This is a genomic window from Aeromonas ichthyocola (assembly GCF_046087985.1).
In the GTDB taxonomy this organism is placed as follows: Bacteria; Pseudomonadota; Gammaproteobacteria; order Enterobacterales; family Aeromonadaceae; genus Aeromonas; species Aeromonas rivipollensis.
In genome coordinates this window covers 196,193-212,556 of sequence record NZ_JBJSWH010000002.1, presented here as the reverse complement: position 1 = coordinate 212,556, position 16,364 = coordinate 196,193, and the positions used below count along the sequence as shown (strand labels likewise).

The following is a 16,364-nucleotide window of genomic DNA, read 5'->3' as shown; positions in this document are numbered from 1 at the left end:
GGGGTCATGTAAATGAGCACTCATTCCGTTGACAATCACGGCGCCAGCCACGGCAGCGTCAAGTCCTACATGACCGGCTTCGTGCTGTCACTCATCCTGACCGCGATCCCGTTCTGGATGGTGATGGACGGCTCCGCCTCCCATGCCATGGTGCTCGGCACCGTAGTGGCCATGGCGGTGGTGCAGATCTTCGTGCACCTGATCTACTTCCTGCACATGAACACCTCCTCCGAGGAGCGCTGGAACCTGGTGGCACTGGTCTTTACCGTGCTCATCATCGCCATCGTGGTCGTGGGTTCCCTGTGGATCATGTACAACCTCAACATCAACATGATGGTTCACTGAGCGGCTTGATGTGATGATGAAGCAATACCTGCAAGTGACCAAGCCGGGCATCATCTTCGGTAACCTCATCTCGGTTATCGGCGGCTTCCTGCTGGCCTCGAAGGGGAGCCTGGATGTGCCCCTGTTCATCCTGACCATGGCGGGGGTGTCACTGGTGGTCGCCTCCGGTTGTGTGTTCAACAACTACATCGACCGGGACATCGACTGCATCATGGAGCGCACCAAGAACCGCGCCCTGGTGAGGGGGCTCATCGCCCCCGGTGTGTCGCTCTGGTATGCGAGCGCGCTGGGCGTTGCGGGCATTGCACTGCTCTACTTCGCGGCCAACCCGTTGGCCGCCTTGCTGGCGGTGCTGGGCTTCCTGGTCTATGTGGGGGTCTACAGCCTCTACATGAAGCGTCACTCTGTCTATGGCACCCTGGTCGGCAGCCTCTCCGGCGCCGCACCACCCGTCATCGGCTACTGCGCGGTGAGCGGCCAGTTCGACTCGGGGGCGCTTATCCTGCTGGCGATCTTCAGCCTGTGGCAGATGCCGCACTCCTATGCGATTGCCATCTTCCGCTTCAAGGATTACCAGGCCGCCAACATCCCTGTGTTGCCGGTGGTGAAGGGGATCTCTGTGGCCAAGCACCACATCACCCTCTACATACTGGCGTTCATGGTGCCGACCCTGATGCTGTTCCTCGGCGGCTACGCCGGTTACAAGTACCTGATAGTCGCCATCGCGGTGAGCGTCTGGTGGTTAGGGATGGCGCTGTCTGGCTACAAGGCGGCGGTGGATGACTCCCTCTGGGCCCGCAAGCTGTTCATGTTCTCCATCGTCACCATTACCTGCCTGAGCGTGATGATGTCGGTGGACTTCCAGCCGGATGCAACTCCCGTGCTGGTGAGCATGCTGCCTTGAGTCACTGCGATATGACGCAGGAAAATCAATAGAATCCAGAGCCGGGAACCTTCCCGGCTCTGTTATTATGAGGCCCGCCCCACGGGGCGCATTGTCGGCTTTTTCGGGTGTGGCGTGCCTTGTCATCCGCCCCTTTGTGTCTCCTCTCTCTGACCTATCGAGGCCATCATGAATGATTTCACCATGACGAGGGGCGAGCGCCGCGCGACCTGGGCGCTCGGCTCCGTCTTCTCGTTGCGCATGCTCGGCATGTTTATGGTGCTGCCGGTGCTGACCACCTACGGCATGTCCCTGGCGGGCGCCTCGGAGGCGCTGATCGGTCTGGCCATCGGCATCTACGGCATGACCCAGGCCCTGTTCCAGATCCCCTTCGGGCTGCTCTCCGATCGCATCGGCCGCAAGCCCCTCATCGTCGGCGGCCTGCTGATGTTTGCCCTCGGTAGCGTCATCGCCGCCCTGAGCGACTCCATCTGGGGGGTCATCGTCGGCCGCGCCCTGCAGGGGAGCGGCGCCATCTCCGCCGCCGTCATGGCCCTGCTCTCGGATCTCACCCGGGAGCAGAACCGCACCAAGGCCATGGCCTTCATCGGGGTGAGTTTCGGCATCACCTTCGCCATCGCCATGGTGACAGGCCCCCTCATCACCCAGGCGGTGGGGTTATCCGGCCTCTTCTGGCTCATCGCCCTGCTGGCGCTGGCGGCCATCACCATGGTGATCTGGGTGGTGCCGACCCCGGCGGCCCACCTGCAAAATCGCGAGTCCGCCATGGTGCGCGGCGGTTTTCGCACCGTGCTCACCAACGGGCGTCTGCTCAAGCTCAACCTCGGCATCCTCTGCGTCCACACCCTGCTGATGTCGAGCTTCGTGGCGCTGCCGCCCCTGCTCGAACAAGCGGGCCTGGCCCGGGAGCACCAGTGGCAGGCCTATCTGGTCACCATGCTGATCGCCTTCGTGAGCGTGGTGCCCTTCATCATCTATGCCGAGAAGCACCGCCAGATGAAGCGGGTGTTCCAGGCCTGTGTGCTGGTGATGCTGGTTGCCGAGCTGGTGCTGTGGCAGGCAGGCCTGCAGCTCTGGGGCCTGCTGCTGGGGCTGCAACTCTTCTTCGTCGGCTTCAACGTGATGGAGGCGCTGCTGCCCTCTCTCATCAGCAAGGAGTCGCCCCCGGGTTACAAGGGTACCGCCATGGGGGTCTACTCCACCAGCCAGTTCCTCGGTGTCGCCATCGGCGGCAGCCTGGGGGGGCTGCTCTACAGCCTGGGGGGCGGGCCTCTGGTGTTTGGTGGCTGCGCCGTCCTGGCCCTGCTCTGGTTTGGCGTCAGCCTCACCATGGCCGAGCCTCCCTACGTCAGCAGCCTGCGCATAGTGCTGCCGGAAGGGGTGGCCGCGACCCCCGCCCTGGAGCAGCGGATCCGCGCCTGCGACGGGGTGAGCGACGTGCTGCTGGTGCCTGAGGAGCACTCCCTCTACGTGAAGGTGGACAGCAAGCGCCTGACCCGCAGCGATCTGGAGCGGCTGGTGGCCCTCTGAGGGCAGCCAGGGGCACGGCTGCTATGCTGAGATCCTCAATCACAGGAGGAAAGGCTCATGTCATATGTGGACGGATTCGTGATCGCCGTGCCCACGGTCAACAAGCAGGCCCTGATCGACCATGCGGGGCTGTTTGACCCCATCTTTCTCGAATATGGGGCCACCCGGGTGCTGGAGTGTTGGGGGGATGACGTGCCCCACGGCAAGCAGACCGACTTTTACCGCGCGGTGGCGGCCAAGGAGGACGAAAGCGTGGTCTTCTCCTGGGTGGAGTGGCCGAGCAAGGCGGTACGGGATGAGGCCATGACCAAAATGATGAAGGATCCCAGGATGGATCCGGCCAGCCCCATGCACCAGACCATGCCCTTCGATGGCGCCCGGATGATCTTCGGGGGCTTCACCACAGTGCTGGAGCTCAAGAGCTGAAACCACGTCAGCGACACAAAAAGCCCGTCAGATGATGAAAAAGCCCGCCATTCGGCGGGCTTTTTGCTGGGTCGGGGAGGGGATCAGCGCTCCAGCAGCGGGGCCGAGCGGTAACTCCAGAGGCCGTAGGTGCGCAGGGCATCGCGGTAGATGCCGAGCAGCTCCTCCGGGCTCGCCTTGGCCAGGGCCGAGAGGGGCTTGTCCGGGTAGGCGACGCTGTCGATGCGGATATTGGCCGGGCCGCTCTGCCAGCAGGCGATTTCCAGCAGGGTCTGGCCCCGGCGCACGTGGCTCGCCGAGCTCACCAGGGTGGCGTATTCAATCTCGTGGCGGGCGAGGGCATAGCCGCTGTAGAGGGCGTTCTCCACCGTGCTGGTGGCGTAGTTCTCCTCGATGATGCGGGAGCGGTCGATGCCCTTCTTCGCCAGCCAGTCCGCCATCAGCTTGCCCTCGGTCTGGCGGTTCTGGGGCACGCCGCCGGTGAGGATGATGAGGGCCGCCGGGTTGGCCTGGGCCAGGGCGCGGGTGGTCTCGAGGCGCCCCAGCAGGATCTCGTGCATGGAGCCATCGGGGTTGAGGGCATAGCCCAGGGTGACGATGGCGCGGCGGCCCTTCTTCTCGCCCCGTCCCTGCTGCTCCTTGAGGGGGGTGGCGATCACCCGGTCGACGGTGTCGAACAGCCGCTGCAGATCGGCGGCCCGACCGGCATTGAGCTCGCCGACCCGCTTGACGTAGCCATCGGATTTGGCCTGGTTGCCCTTGAAGCGCTGCCAGGTGGCCAGATAGGTGTTGAGATCCAGATCGTCCGGCGCCGTGCTGAGGGCCTGCTCGAACATGGCGATGGCTCTGTCCACGTTGCCGTTGTAGATCTGGGCGTTGGCCGCCGAGATGAGCAGATCGGTGCGATAGGGTTCGAGCTGATGGGCCTGCAGCAGGAGCTCGGTGACCTGCTCCATGTTGCTCGGCATCTTGGCGGTGAAACCGGCATCTGAGACCCGGGCGGGGGAGTGGAAGATGCGGGCGGCATCCGCCAGCAGCTGGTCCACCACCTGGCGTTTGCTGATGTACTGGTCGTAATTTTGCTCTTTTTGCAGGGAGCGCACCGGGGCGGCCCAGGCATCGGAGGCGGTGACCACCGGCAGCGCCAGCAGGCTGGCCAGGGTCAGGGCAATCGCAGTTTTCTTCATCATGGCGTTCCACCTAGGGGGAGGGGCGCTATGCCATGGCATGCTCCCCTGGAGCCTTTTTCAATTAAAACAGGCGCTTGGTAATTGTCTACTCTACTCCTTTCCCGATGAAAAAAACGTGAACCGCTTCGGTTATCCCGGTAACCCCCTAGCGCAGACCCAGACGCTCGTGGAGAAACCCCAGCCAGGCCTCCACCTTGGCGGGCAGGTGACGGCGCTTCGGATAGAGGCACCAGATGCCGTGCTCGGGCAGGGCGTGGTCTGGCAGCAGAGGCACCAGCCGACCGGTGGCGAGATCCCGCTCCACGATAAAGTCCGGCATGTTGCCTATGCCGAGCCCCGCCAGCAGCGCGGTGTGGATGGCGTCGCTGTTGTTGACCTCGAAATTGCCGCGCGGGGTGATGGCCACCTCCCCCTCGGGGCCTTGCAGCCGCCACTGGGTTCCGCCGCGAAACAGGGAGTAGAAGAGGCAGTTGTGGCGCTCGAGATCGGCCGGGGTGCGGGGCGTGCCGGCCCGCGCCAGGTAGGCGGGGGCGGCGCACAATGTGCTGTGACAGGGGGCGAGGCGGCGGGCGACCAGGCTCGAATCTTCTAGCTCGCCGATGCGCACCGCCACGTCGAACCCCTCGGCCACCAGATCCTGTAGGGCGTCGCTCATCTCCAGTTGCAACTGCAGCTCGGGATAGAGGGCGAGAAATTCGGGGATAAGGGGAGCTATGTGGCGCCGACCATAGACCATGGGCACAGTCACCCGCAGCAGGCCGCGGGGCGCCGATTGCAGGGCGCCGATGGCATCTTCCCCCTCGCTTGCCAGGCGCACCGCATGGCGCACCGTCTCGAAGTAACGCTCCCCCGCCTCGGTCAGGGCGAGGGAGCGGGTGGTGCGGTAGATAAGCTGGCAACCGAGGGTTTGCTCGAGCTGGCTCACCTTCTTGCTCAGCACCGACTTGCTGAGGCCGAGCTGGCGGGCGGCGCCGGAGAAAGTGCCCGCCTCCACCACGGCGACGAAGGCGGGGAGCAGGGCGAAGGCATCCTGGTTCATGCTGTTCTCAATGTGGAAACAATATTGTTCCATAAGGGTAGATTATCCCCATATCGAAAACAATTTACCCTGCTTCTCTGTTCAACCAAGGAGTGACCCCATGATCCCCCCTCTTATCGACCGCCGCCCCGGACGCCTCGCCCTCGGCCAGGCACTTGGCCAGACCATAGGTGCCCTGGCGGCCTTCGCCGCCGGCCTGCTGCTGGCGCTGATGATCGCCCAGAATGGCGCCCTGGCCCGCGCCACCGATCCCTGGCTCGGGAGCTGGCTGGCCCACGGGGTCGGCACCCTGGTGGCCGCGCTCTTGTGGTGGCTGGCCCCACGCCCCCCACAGCCAGAAGCTGCCCCGCCCTGGGCCTGGCTCGGCGGCCTGCCGGGGGCGCTCACCGTGGTGCTGGCGGCCCTCTGCCTCAACTCGCCCCTCGGCATGGCGGGCACCCTGGCCCTGCTGCTGCTCGGCCAGCTGCTGTTTGGCGCCCTGTGCGACGCCAGAGGCTGGTTCGGGCTGGCCCGCCGCCGCCCCTCGGGGAAGGACGCGCTCGCCGCCTTGCTGGTGATGGCCGGCACCCTGCTCATCGTACTTGGCTAGGAGAAACACCATGACCCTTCTGATCCTGCTGGGACTGCTCGCCGCCTTGCTGGTGATGGCCGGCGCCCTGTTCATCGTACTCGGCTAGGAGAAACACTATGACCATATTGATCCTGCTGGGACTGCTTAACGGCGTGGCGGTGAGCCTGTCGCGCACCCTCAATGGCCGCCTCGCCAGCGCCCGGGGCGCCATGACGGCCTCCCTCGCCAACCACCTGCTCGGCTTTGGGCTGCTTGGCGCCCTGCTCATCCTCAAGGGGGCGCCCTGGGAGCGGCTCGCCGGGCTCGATCCCTGGCTGCTGCTCGGCGGTGTGCTGGGGGCGCTCTTCGTCGCCATCAGCAGCTGGGCCATAGGCCGGGTCGGGGCCCTGGCCTGCGCCCTGCTGATCGTCGCAGGCCAGCTGATGGGGGGCGCACTGCTCGATGCCCTGGCCGGACGGCTGGCCGCGAGTGATCTGCTCGGCATCCTGCTGGTGCTGGCGGGTGCCGCACTGCAACGCTGGCAGACTGGCAAGCCACGCTCCCGAGGATGAGCTGTGATGGCGTGGATAAACCCGCAGGCCGGGGTGATAAGAGCGCCGCCCTTGCCTTGATGGGTGACACCGCACGACAGCCGGATCACGCCCTGGCGAAAAGGAAAGGCGAAAGAAAGGGAGGGAAAGGAAGAAACAGGAAGGCAAAAGAGAGCAAAGAAAGAGAGGCGCCTGTGGGCCAGGGCCAGCCCCAAAAAGCAGAACACCGGCGCATGGCCGGTGTTCTGAAATAACAAGGTCGCGCCCCTGCTCGGGGCGTCGCGGCCATACGCAGCTTAGGCGTAGAAGGCCTCGACGGTGCCCTTGACGGTGATCAGCATGGGGTTGCCATAGCGATCCTTGGCCTTGGGGGAGGGGATCTTCACCCAACCTTCGCTGATGCAGTACTCCTCGACATTGGTGCGCTCCTTGCCATTCACGCGAATGCCGATCTCGTGCTCGAAGCACTCTGCCACGTGGTGCGGGCTGCGCGGGTTGGCCGCCAGACGGTCGGGCAGTGCAGGTTTGTTGTCGCTCATTTTATAGACCTGAGTTTGATAAAAAGTGGGCCATTGTAGGCAATGCCCGCCATGGGCTCAAGGCTGGGTTGCGTCCCATGAGGTGGACAAGGCCCGGCTACAGTTGCTGCCCTGGCAGCAGCTATAGCCGGCTCCGAAAGACGGGGGTTGCCATGTTTTTACTGATTTTCAGGTAGCTTCGGTACCAAAGCCAATATCAAGGTTGTAAAAGGACCTAAGAATAATGAAATGAAAAACCAGACTAAACCGCTACGATTCTTCCCTTGGGCGAGGACAGCATTGATTAACATCAATGTTCCCCACCCAACAAAAAACTGTTTGCTTACCTCAATATATTCAGAGCTCACAAGAATTTCCTTTTCATTTTATATGATGATATTTGGTTATAGAGCGAGGTGGGAGGCCACATTTTTGTGGACAGGCCATGCAACCAGACTTTAAGAAATAACAGTGTTTATATGTCTATACAATGTTTTTTGACTTTACATGCATGGTGCCAATAAGAACTATTGCATTGCAAACATTGCCTTTGCTACTGATAACATCACGACTGGACTCAAATATTGCATAGAAGGCACAGTCGTATGACCTTATCAACGCCCTAAGTGACAGCATATCTTGTGAACCATCATAATTTTTCGCCAATATGGAGCGATAAAGGAAAGTCCTATGCCGAGGTGATAAGCGCTGGGGCCTAGGCTATGTTCTATATCATCCTTTGCCTTTCCCGCCACCAAGTTTATTTTTTTCTTCTAGGTCTGATTTAGCTCGTTCACCAAAATAAAGCCATTCCATCTTTGCTTCAGCAATAGCGATATTAGCTTGCTTTGAAAAATACAGTTCAACACGGCCGTTAACCGTGTTATCTATGTTACCTTTTTGGCTGGAGTACTCTTCCAAGGCAATTCCGCCACTTCTCCAAACAGCGCCTGAAAAGGCGCTTACATTAGCCCGTTCATTATACCAGTAGAAACAGTCATTATACTGCTTCTGTTCAGTGAATTCTTTGTGGAGTAGTCCCCATTGTTCTATTATAGGAACATTCCAAGCAATCTGTTGATTGTGGATATTCATCTAAAATTGATTTGTATTCATTACTGTTCCTTGTATGTACAAATTCTCACAAAGCCTTGGGTATACGCTACCTTTGCTTGGATTTACCGTTTTTTATATATGTAGTCTTTTCATCCAGATACCCTAAAAGGTATCTAGGAAATTATTTTGTACAGTTTGTCGTAGTAAAAATCATCAAAGTCAGCAACCGTTTTTAGGGTAAACGGTGCTGGCAGGGTGAATCGTTTCCAGGTTTCCTTGAAAATCTCGTCACCATCTTCTTGCGCATCCTGATTGATGTTCTCCTTTATTAATATTTTCTTGGTCGAGAAGTTGATGCTCGTCACCCGCTCGACGAGGGGGCCGCGGTTCTCGCTCATGTCATAGCCAATCAATTCGAAACCGGCGTTCTGATATCTGAATTTGTAAGACCAGTAACCATAACGTCCATGGCCATAGTGGATCTGCAAGATCCCTTTTTCTACGGAGACCCAAAGCTCAGGGGCAAAATAGACACCACCATCTTCATTCTCCGAGGAGAAACAGTTTGGATTGTCCAGAGCCAGCTCATAGTGATCCCCCTTATTGAACGCGATGATAAGACCTCGCCGATTACGATCCAGCTCACCACGGTATTCGTCAACAATGACATTGCGCTTGTCAGTGCCTTTGACGACGATGACCATATCACTCTGGCCATCCTTGTTTAAATCCCCCTCGATTTTCTCAAAGACAACATATCCCTTGGGGATAAAATCGAGCGGGTCTTTGGCTTTCAGGGGGGTGCCTTCGGCTAAAACTTGTGCTTGCAACAGCATTAAAAGCAGGAATAACCCTTTTTTCATAACCATTCCGTTTTCGTATGACTCTATAGATTGTGAATAATGCGTAAGATGGATACCCATGGCAAGCGCTTTGAGCCACGAATGGAGACGAGCCTGCCTGTCCATAGGAATACTCCAAGCATTCCGCCACCGTCGGGTCTCTCTGCCCCCCCACCGCCAGCTCGATTCCCTCACCACCGGCGGCAAGGGGGTGGGTGGCTCTGGCCGTGGCGTGATGAGCGCTTCTTTGCCCCTTGGCAGGTGATCAGGGTCGCCCCCTTCAAGCTGGAGGCCTATCTCACCGCCCGAGGTGAAGCGGTGATCCTCTCCGAGCTCTACTGGGTCTGGCTGCCGGGGGTAGCCTTGATGTCGGGATTGATTTTGTTGCGACTCATTGTGGTAAATCGATATCCGCAGCAGCAATCCAGCCGGTAGTGACCCTCTTGCCGTGAAACGCCACTTTGTAGCGGGCATACGGAAAACTGAAATCAAGTAGGTGTACCCGATCACCCTTGATGAGGTAACTCTTTCGTGAGTTCTCGCTCTCGGCGCTGGCATAAAAAGAGGCTCGTGGCACACCGACTGTCAGGTAGATATCCGGTTTTTTGCTATTGCAGTCGATAGCGGCAATCTCGGCCGGATGTAGAGTTTCGATACAGAAATTGGCGTAATTCTCCCGCTCGCTGACAAGCGTCATCTCACCGTCAGCGTTGAGCTGATAGGTACGATCAATATATCTGGGGCCAGATTTCATCGAACTCTCAATCTTGTCTGACATCAGTTCTGGATTGGCAATTTCATTATCGGTCGCGAGCGAGCAATCGCTGCCAATCAGTCTCACCAGACGGTAGAAGATATTTACCCCGCCATAACCCGAGCTCACCGGGAGTGTCAGCAGACTAAAGCGCGGATAGTCGTAGCGTTGCACGGTACTTTTGATATCCCCCATACCATCCTGCTCAAAAGTGAGCATTTGATTGGCGCAGCGTAGAGTTATCTTTTTTTCTTGCTGGCTCAGCTGCACTTGCTTGGCTAGTGAAACGGTATGGTTCTGATCAGGTGAAATTGCAACTGATACGGGATCAAGTGCCAGGGTATGGGTTGAAAATAGAAGTAGTAAAAGCAGGTATACAATCATTATTTGCCTAATAGATAAATGTAAAGAAACTGGGACGCTCCCCTTTTTTGTGCTGGCTATAGCACGGCTTGATCAGAACGGTGGGTGTCCTGATTTGTTGTCACCTAAAAAACCATTAAACCCCAAAATAGCGCACGTTGGAAGTCCCGTTTTAGCTGCTTGCTATGTATTATGCCTTGAGTTATGTAACTCTCGAATAAAGGCAATAACTCCAATTAGGAACATACCTCCAGCCAGAGCAGTACCTATTTCTGAAACTACTTGAAAGATATAGTCTTGCGAAAATTTACTATTTTTTATGATTGGAATTACAAAAAACAAGCTCAACCCAGATTTAAAGCAGTGCTTCTCAAAACTTTCTAGTTGAGAGTAAATTCCTCGGTGTCGTGGATAATCTCTACGAAAGTCCAATGCTGCTTTTATCATTTGATAAAAAGCAAAAAGCAAAAAGCAAAAAGGAATATAGTGAGCAAGCCTCCTAGCGTAAACCATTGCATTGCGGGCATAAAGTTATCTCCATAAGTGATGATACATAACGCTGTACTTAGGGGCCGTAATGAAACGTCAGTGAAACGGAGGTCCCGACGACATTGATAAGATTGGAATTAAAAGTGATGAAAAACGTGGACGTCTAATTTTTGTGTAACGCCCGCTTAAGTGATGAGCAACGTAATAAAATACTTTCGTACACCATCTTAATCACAAAAATTAACTCATGGTGGAATGCCACGCGTTGCGAATCCTTTTTTAACAGTTTGTTAGGATAATTCTGCGTAGCGACTATCGGCCACAACACGATCATAGCGCGTTACAAAGTCGACTAACTTTTGTGGTGTCTCAACGTATGAGAGTAACCACCTTTCCATAGCCTTTTGTAATTCAGTAATCAAATCCACAAAATTAAAATACTTAGTATCATGATCTTTAAAAGATTTGGTTCTACTCAGTGCTATGGCAAAGCTTATTCTTTCCACTTTACCATGTTTCACTTTACGAGAGTCCAAATTTGTCATGTGCAAAATGGAGTTACGAAACTCCCAGAGCTCTTCCTCTGTAATATCTAAGTCAGCTAATACTGCATATTTTCTCAACCATAGAACAAAAACATTACCGCTTTCGCCAAAGTCTAGGTACCCCATGGTGTCTACGAACGAGACAAGTAATTTCATAGAAGAGAGGTAATGCTGGCTATTAAAAAGTAGCTTTATCGCAACGTAATGATCGTTATGAATTAACGAAGCAATATCGAACCTCCCATCAACAAAGTACTGCTCTAGGTAATCACTCATATGTCCAGCGCCTAATTTTGGGTGACCTTGGTGGTCAGTAAGATATAAAACACCATGATCTGATTGGATATCGTATGTGGGTGTATCGTTGACTACAGGGGTTGAAATATAAAGAACAGTCTTAGGCGCTTTTAGTGTTTTAAAGATATCTTCAAAAAGCTCAATGCTTCGACCTAATCGGATCATAGAATTGAACTGAGCCATGGATAACTTGCCACCTTTATCAGCTAAACCAGTTGGTACTGGGTAACGCATGCATACTAACGAATCGTTTTGCATGTTTTGCTGCAAAAAACTAATTTTATCTTCATCAGAACCCGAGAGTTTGTGGGCGACTACACCAAGTTCCACAATTGACTGTTGATCGTCAGAGATGAAATAAAAAATATTGAACACTGTCTCAATCATAAAAATTACCCTAAAGATTAAGATGAGGGACAGCCAAAAGCGCAGCTTTTGGCTGTCCCTCTTGAAGTATTTGTTAGCTTTCTACGGATAATTCATACCCAGTTAATTAAACGAATTCCCTATGTGCTCTTTTTTCATTTCTAATTTATCGAATGATGATTAAATAGGGGTTTCTCTACCTTCAACCAACTCGTGACTTGTTAAAGTCTCTGTGATTCTAATAACATAACCAAAAGGTAAATCAAAATAAAATAGTAAAGAAGAGAACACTTCTCTAAACTTGATTGAAGAGTTTAAGCTAGAAGGAAGTACGGTCTGATAGACGACATTGCCAAAGCCAATTATCAACCATCTCGTATTTTGGGCTAAAAATCGTAGTTTTGTGCTGAACGAAGTGAAGCCCAACGTTTACTGAAAAATATATCTGTAAATCTGTTATACGGGTCTGCCACATCCTTGTTTACCCTGTTCTGGTTGGCGCAATAATGCTCGCCTGTTGGGCTTCGCTTCGCTCTGCGCCAACCTACAAAAACCACGCCACCGCCCCTGAGTTTCAGCTCCCAGTTCGCTGCTTTTCATCCGCGAGATAGCAACCATTGCTGTCATGGGGCTCTCCCTAGAGATGGATTGTCGTTTGGCTATCTTAAGGGCCCTGAACGAGGCATGGAAAGAGAATGTTGATAGAAATCTGAGCTGGTTCAACCAATTAGTGATTAGCTGCTGTTTTAAGTGGGCTGTTGGGTTAGTGGGTTGTGTGGAAATACCCCTCACCCCAGCCCTCTCCCAAGGGGAGAGGGCGTTTGTTTGCAGTTACTCGGTAGCTGAGGGCTGGCACTGTGTTGATCCCCCTCCAAGCCACCGAGTCGAGCTCAATGGGTCAGGGGCGCCGTCAGGGATGACGGCGCAGCCGCAGTTGGTACAGGGATGTACCATCTGCGGCGTACTGTCCGACCCAGAGAGCGAGATGAGGGAATCCGCCGTAGGCGGGCGAAATCCTGTCGAGGGAGATGCCCTCGCGTCCTGCGTGGCGAAGCCGCGCCACCAGATTAACTCCGCTGAAATGCTTTGTTAGGCCATAGCCGGATTTGAAATTCTCGTATATTCAGCTTTTACCAATTCAAAGCCATACTTCTTTTCAAGTTTTTTGACAATAAAATGTCCGCGAGCCATATCTTGATAGTAGTCAGTGAACATTGTATTTAATGTGGCCCCTGCAACTGCTCCTATAATAGGTACAGCTTGAGCTGCTGCCTTTTCCGTAATAACCACACCAAACCTTGCTGCAATTTTTTCTATTAAAGCAGCTAACCACTTTCCTGTTTGTGCCGGTGTTAGGTTCTTGACTGCATTTGCAGAAGCTTGCTTCGCAGCGATTTCCGCAAGTTCCTTGGATAAAACCTGCATAGCCTCAGCAGTGAAGCTCCTTGTCGCATAGTATGCAGTATCGACAGCATCATCACCCTCAGACGGTCCACCCAAGGCAAACACCTCTAAACAAGCCTGTTTCGTCTCGATTTTATCTAGGTCAAAGCCTTCACTTCTTGCTATATCAGCAACTGAACGAAGCATAATTGTCGTTGATACTGGTAGCTCAATCGCTAATGCTGTAAAACCAAAAGCTCCTCCAACAGCCCCTGATATTGCAGCAAAAAGCTTATTTGTCTTAGTTGAGGCTTCTCGATTAGGCTCATTATCTAAACTCCACAGTGCAGCATCTGCAGCTTTGTGAAGCGCCTTTTCTACTATACTGTGAATCTGTTTTTCTGCGCCTTTGGGAAGCTTACCCATCAAGTAATCTAATGGTTTTCCGACAACTTTAGTCATTTTTTCTGTAATTGTATTCTGCTCTAATAAATTTACAGCTTTCTCTAAAGCTCGCAGATCTCTTTCTTCAAAATTCATATTATCAATCCTTTTTTTAGATAGCCGGTGGTCTAACAGTAATCAGATGAGAGGCGGTACTGATCCGATGACAGAGTCTTCCATATAAGTCCCCCCTGCCCTGATGTTGCCACGAGAAAAATAAAACATGTCATGAAAAACTAGCCCTTGATACCTGAACATACTCGCTTGGCCTCGTCTTTCAACTCCACTATTTAATATTGAATAAAGAAACAGTTAAGGAGCCAGCTATGGCAAGTACCGGCAAAGCTACCGCCCCTGAGTTTTAGCTCCCAGTCCGCTGCTGTTAACCTGCGAGATCTCAACGATCGCTGCCATGGTGTGCCCGAGAGGTTGATTGTCGTTTGGCTATCTTAAAGGTGAGGGTGATAGTTGAGAAGAGGGCCGTGATGGGAATCTGTGTTGGATCAATAAATTAGTCATTAAGACGTGCGCTGAGTGATCAACTTATTTGGCAGGAAACGCAAAGCTACCCTCACCCCAGCCCTCTCCCGGAGGGAGAGGGGGCAACACGCCCAGAGCTGCAAGCGGGGAGAAACGATAAAAAGAAAGGGAGCCGGTCAGGCTCCCTTGATAACGGATATGTGATTGGCTATTCAGGGTCACAACCAGCTGACCCCATACCCGACCTTAACGGTTGGTCGCGGCCTTCATCCCTTCCACAAACTCTTTCAGACGGGTGAGCATATGCTCCGGGTTCTTGTGGTGGGTCTCGATGATCTTCACCACGGCCGAACCGGAGATGGCACCGGCGGCGCCGGCCTTGATGGCCTCGCGCACCTGGGCCGGTTCGCTGATACCAAAACCGAGCAGGGCGGGGGGGGCCTTGAACTCGCGCAGGGTATTGATCAGGCCATCCACCGGCATGCCGGCCTTGGTCTCGGCGCCGGTCACGCCGGCGCGGCTCACCAGATAGGTGTAACCAGAGCCAAGCTCGGCAACTGCCTTGAGAGTCTCGGTGTCACCGTTGGGCGGGGCGATAAAGATGCTGTCGATGCCGAACTTGTCGGCCGCCGCCTTGTAGGGGGCGCACATCTGCACCGGCACGTCGGCCACCAGCACCGAGTCCACCCCTGCCTGCTGGCACTTCTCGTAGAAGCCGTCGATATGGCGCACATAAACGAGATTCGCGTAGACCAAGAGGCCAATGGGGAGCTGCGGGTACTTGGCGCGGATACGGGCGAGCAGGGTGAAGCAGTCGTCCGGGGTGGTGTGGCTGGCAAAGGCCCGCAGGGCCGCCCCCTGGATGGTGGGGCCGTCCGCCACCGGATCGGAGAAGGGGATGCCCAATTCGAGCGCATCGGCGCCCCCTTCGACCAGGGCATCGACGATGGCCAGGGACAATTCGGGGGTGGGGTCACCCAGCATCACGAACGGCACGAAGGCGCCCTGATTGACGGCATCCAGCCGGGAGAAGAGTTGTGCGTAGCGATTCATGACAGGGTTCCTTCTTTCTCAAAAATGTCGGCAACGGTGAAGATGTCCTTGTCGCCACGGCCGGAGAGGTTGACGATCAGCACCTGCTCTTTCTCAGGTTCACTGCGGGCCATCTTGAGGGCGTGGGCCAGGGCGTGGGAGGACTCCAGCGCAGGGATTATCCCCTCGGATTTGGCCAGCTCCTGGAAGGCGTCGAGCGCCTCCTTGTCGGTGATGGAGACATACTCGGCGCGGCCGATGGCGGCCAGGTGGGCGTGCTGCGGGCCGACGGAGGGGAAGTCGAGCCCCGCCGAGACGGAGTAGGACTCCTGAATCTGACCCTGGTTGTCCTGCATCAGGTAGGAGTGCATGCCAAAGAAGACCCCCTTGCTGCCGTGGCCCAGGGGGGCACCGTGCTCGCCGCTCTCTATGCCGTGACCACCGGGTTCGACCCCGATAAGGCGCACTTCCTTGTTGTCAATGAAGTCGGCAAACATGCCGATGGCGTTGGAGCCGCCGCCGACGCAGGCGATCACGGCGTCGGGCAAGCGCTCTTCTTTTTCGAAGCACTGGGCCTTGGCCTCCTCGCCGATCATCTTCTGGAACTCCCGCACTATGGTGGGGAAGGGGTGAGGGCCGGCGGCGGTGCCGAGCAGGTAGTGGGCGCTGTCGTAGTTGGCAGCCCAGTCACGCAGCGCCTCGTTGCAGGCATCTTTCAGGGTGGATGAGCCGGAGTGCACAGGTATCACTGTGGCCCCCATCAACTTCATGCGGAACACGTTCGGCTTCTGGCGTTCGCAATCCTTGGCACCCATATATACCCGGCACTTGAGGCCGAGCAGGGCACAAGCCAGGGCAGTGGCGACGCCGTGCTGACCGGCGCCGGTCTCGGCGATGATCTCGCTCTTGCCCATGCGCTTGGCGAGCAGGGCCTGACCCAGCACCTGGTTGGTCTTGTGGGCGCCGCCGTGCAGCAGATCTTCACGCTTGAGGTAAAGGCGGGTCTTGGTGCCCTTGGTCAGGTTGCGGGTCAGGGTGAGGGGGGTCGGGCGACCGGCATACTCGGTGAGCAGCTCCCCAAACTCGGCCACGAAGGCCGGGTCATCCTTGGCATCGACGAAGGCCTTCTCCAGCTGGAGCAGGGCGGGGATCAGGATCTGGGGCACATACATGCCACCAAATTCACCGAAAAACGGATTGAGCAGGGTCATGGTTATCTTCCTTTACATTCTGCAATTGAGATCAGGTATGAGCCTTGGC

General features: G+C 55.5%; 16 protein-coding genes and 1 pseudogene. 7 read left to right on the top strand and 10 right to left on the bottom strand.

Features of this window, described 5'->3' with window-relative positions; translation table 11 throughout:
- The first annotated feature begins 12 nt into the window (after positions 1-12).
- From ACF2JD_RS05705 to ACF2JD_RS05690, 4 genes are all read left to right on the top strand, one after another.
- Complete coding sequence (locus ACF2JD_RS05705; protein WP_202046727.1) at positions 13-345, top strand: cytochrome o ubiquinol oxidase subunit IV; 333 nt, start codon at positions 13-15, stop codon at positions 343-345.
- Positions 346-355: 10 nt separating this feature from the next.
- Complete coding sequence (gene cyoE / locus ACF2JD_RS05700; protein ID WP_440986969.1) at positions 356-1,249, top strand: heme o synthase; 894 nt, start codon at positions 356-358, stop codon at positions 1,247-1,249.
- Between the two features lie 168 nt (positions 1,250-1,417).
- The gene (locus tag ACF2JD_RS05695; RefSeq protein WP_440986968.1) at positions 1,418-2,779 is read left to right on the top strand and encodes an MFS transporter; all 1,362 of its coding nucleotides are present in this window, start codon (positions 1,418-1,420) and stop codon (positions 2,777-2,779) included.
- A gap of 57 nt (positions 2,780-2,836) precedes the next feature.
- Positions 2,837-3,205, top strand: a complete 369-nt coding sequence (locus ACF2JD_RS05690; RefSeq protein WP_025327636.1) for a DUF1428 domain-containing protein — start codon at positions 2,837-2,839, stop codon at positions 3,203-3,205.
- 83 nt (positions 3,206-3,288) lie between these two features.
- On the opposite strand, the gene ACF2JD_RS05685 is transcribed toward ACF2JD_RS05690, so the two are convergent.
- Together ACF2JD_RS05685 and ACF2JD_RS05680 are read right to left on the bottom strand one after the other, a co-directional pair.
- Positions 3,289-4,392 (bottom strand): ElyC/SanA/YdcF family protein, encoded by a 1,104-nt coding sequence (locus tag ACF2JD_RS05685; RefSeq protein WP_440987207.1) that lies wholly within the window; start codon positions 4,390-4,392, stop codon positions 3,289-3,291.
- Positions 4,393-4,540: 148 nt separating this feature from the next.
- Positions 4,541-5,434 carry a LysR family transcriptional regulator gene (locus ACF2JD_RS05680; RefSeq protein WP_111910182.1) on the bottom strand — a complete coding sequence of 298 codons (894 nt, stop codon included), beginning with the start codon at positions 5,432-5,434 and terminating at the stop codon, positions 4,541-4,543.
- Positions 5,435-5,534: 100 nt separating this feature from the next.
- Here ACF2JD_RS05680 and ACF2JD_RS05675 point away from each other — a divergent pair, with 100 nt between their 5' ends.
- Positions 5,535-6,023, top strand: coding sequence for a DMT family transporter (locus ACF2JD_RS05675; protein ID WP_440986967.1), 489 nt, complete (start codon positions 5,535-5,537; stop codon positions 6,021-6,023).
- Positions 6,024-6,121: 98 nt separating this feature from the next.
- Positions 6,122-6,556, top strand: a complete 435-nt coding sequence (locus ACF2JD_RS05670; protein ID WP_440986966.1) for a DMT family transporter — start codon at positions 6,122-6,124, stop codon at positions 6,554-6,556.
- Between the two features lie 275 nt (positions 6,557-6,831).
- Here ACF2JD_RS05670 and ACF2JD_RS05665 read toward each other — a convergent pair whose 3' ends face one another.
- From ACF2JD_RS05665 to ACF2JD_RS05655, 3 genes are all read right to left on the bottom strand, one after another.
- Positions 6,832-7,074 (bottom strand): DUF3297 family protein, encoded by a 243-nt coding sequence (locus ACF2JD_RS05665; RefSeq protein ID WP_010673692.1) that lies wholly within the window; start codon positions 7,072-7,074, stop codon positions 6,832-6,834.
- Positions 7,075-7,785: 711 nt separating this feature from the next.
- Positions 7,786-8,148, bottom strand: coding sequence for a hypothetical protein (locus ACF2JD_RS05660; RefSeq protein ID WP_440986965.1), 363 nt, complete (start codon positions 8,146-8,148; stop codon positions 7,786-7,788).
- A gap of 134 nt (positions 8,149-8,282) precedes the next feature.
- Positions 8,283-8,972 carry a hypothetical protein gene (locus ACF2JD_RS05655; protein WP_440986964.1) on the bottom strand — a complete coding sequence of 230 codons (690 nt, stop codon included), beginning with the start codon at positions 8,970-8,972 and terminating at the stop codon, positions 8,283-8,285.
- Between the two features lie 136 nt (positions 8,973-9,108).
- Here ACF2JD_RS05655 and ACF2JD_RS05650 point away from each other — a divergent pair.
- Positions 9,109-9,386: pseudogene (locus ACF2JD_RS05650) on the top strand (metal-dependent hydrolase); the annotation flags it as partial.
- On the opposite strand, the gene ACF2JD_RS05645 reads toward ACF2JD_RS05650, so the two are convergent.
- The 5 genes from ACF2JD_RS05645 to trpB all read right to left on the bottom strand — a co-directional run bounded on the left by ACF2JD_RS05645 (position 9,343) and on the right by trpB (position 16,315).
- A complete protein-coding gene (locus ACF2JD_RS05645; RefSeq protein ID WP_440986963.1) occupies positions 9,343-10,089 on the bottom strand; it encodes a hypothetical protein in 747 nt (248 codons plus the stop codon). The pseudogene ACF2JD_RS05650 and the gene ACF2JD_RS05645 sit on opposite strands and share 44 nt — an antisense overlap.
- A 758-nt stretch (positions 10,090-10,847) precedes the next feature.
- A complete protein-coding gene (locus tag ACF2JD_RS05640) occupies positions 10,848-11,786 on the bottom strand; it encodes a hypothetical protein (RefSeq protein WP_440986962.1) in 939 nt (312 codons plus the stop codon).
- Between the two features lie 1,068 nt (positions 11,787-12,854).
- Positions 12,855-13,688: an EcsC family protein gene (locus ACF2JD_RS05635; protein WP_440986961.1), complete on the bottom strand. Its 834-nt coding sequence runs from the start codon at positions 13,686-13,688 to the stop codon at positions 12,855-12,857.
- Positions 13,689-14,318: 630 nt separating this feature from the next.
- Positions 14,319-15,125: a tryptophan synthase subunit alpha gene (gene trpA, locus ACF2JD_RS05630; protein WP_440986960.1), complete on the bottom strand. Its 807-nt coding sequence runs from the start codon at positions 15,123-15,125 to the stop codon at positions 14,319-14,321.
- Positions 15,122-16,315 carry a tryptophan synthase subunit beta gene (gene trpB / locus ACF2JD_RS05625; protein ID WP_042040294.1) on the bottom strand — a complete coding sequence of 398 codons (1,194 nt, stop codon included), beginning with the start codon at positions 16,313-16,315 and terminating at the stop codon, positions 15,122-15,124. The genes trpA and trpB overlap by 4 nt, the downstream gene beginning before the upstream one ends.
- Positions 16,316-16,364 lie beyond the last annotated feature (49 nt).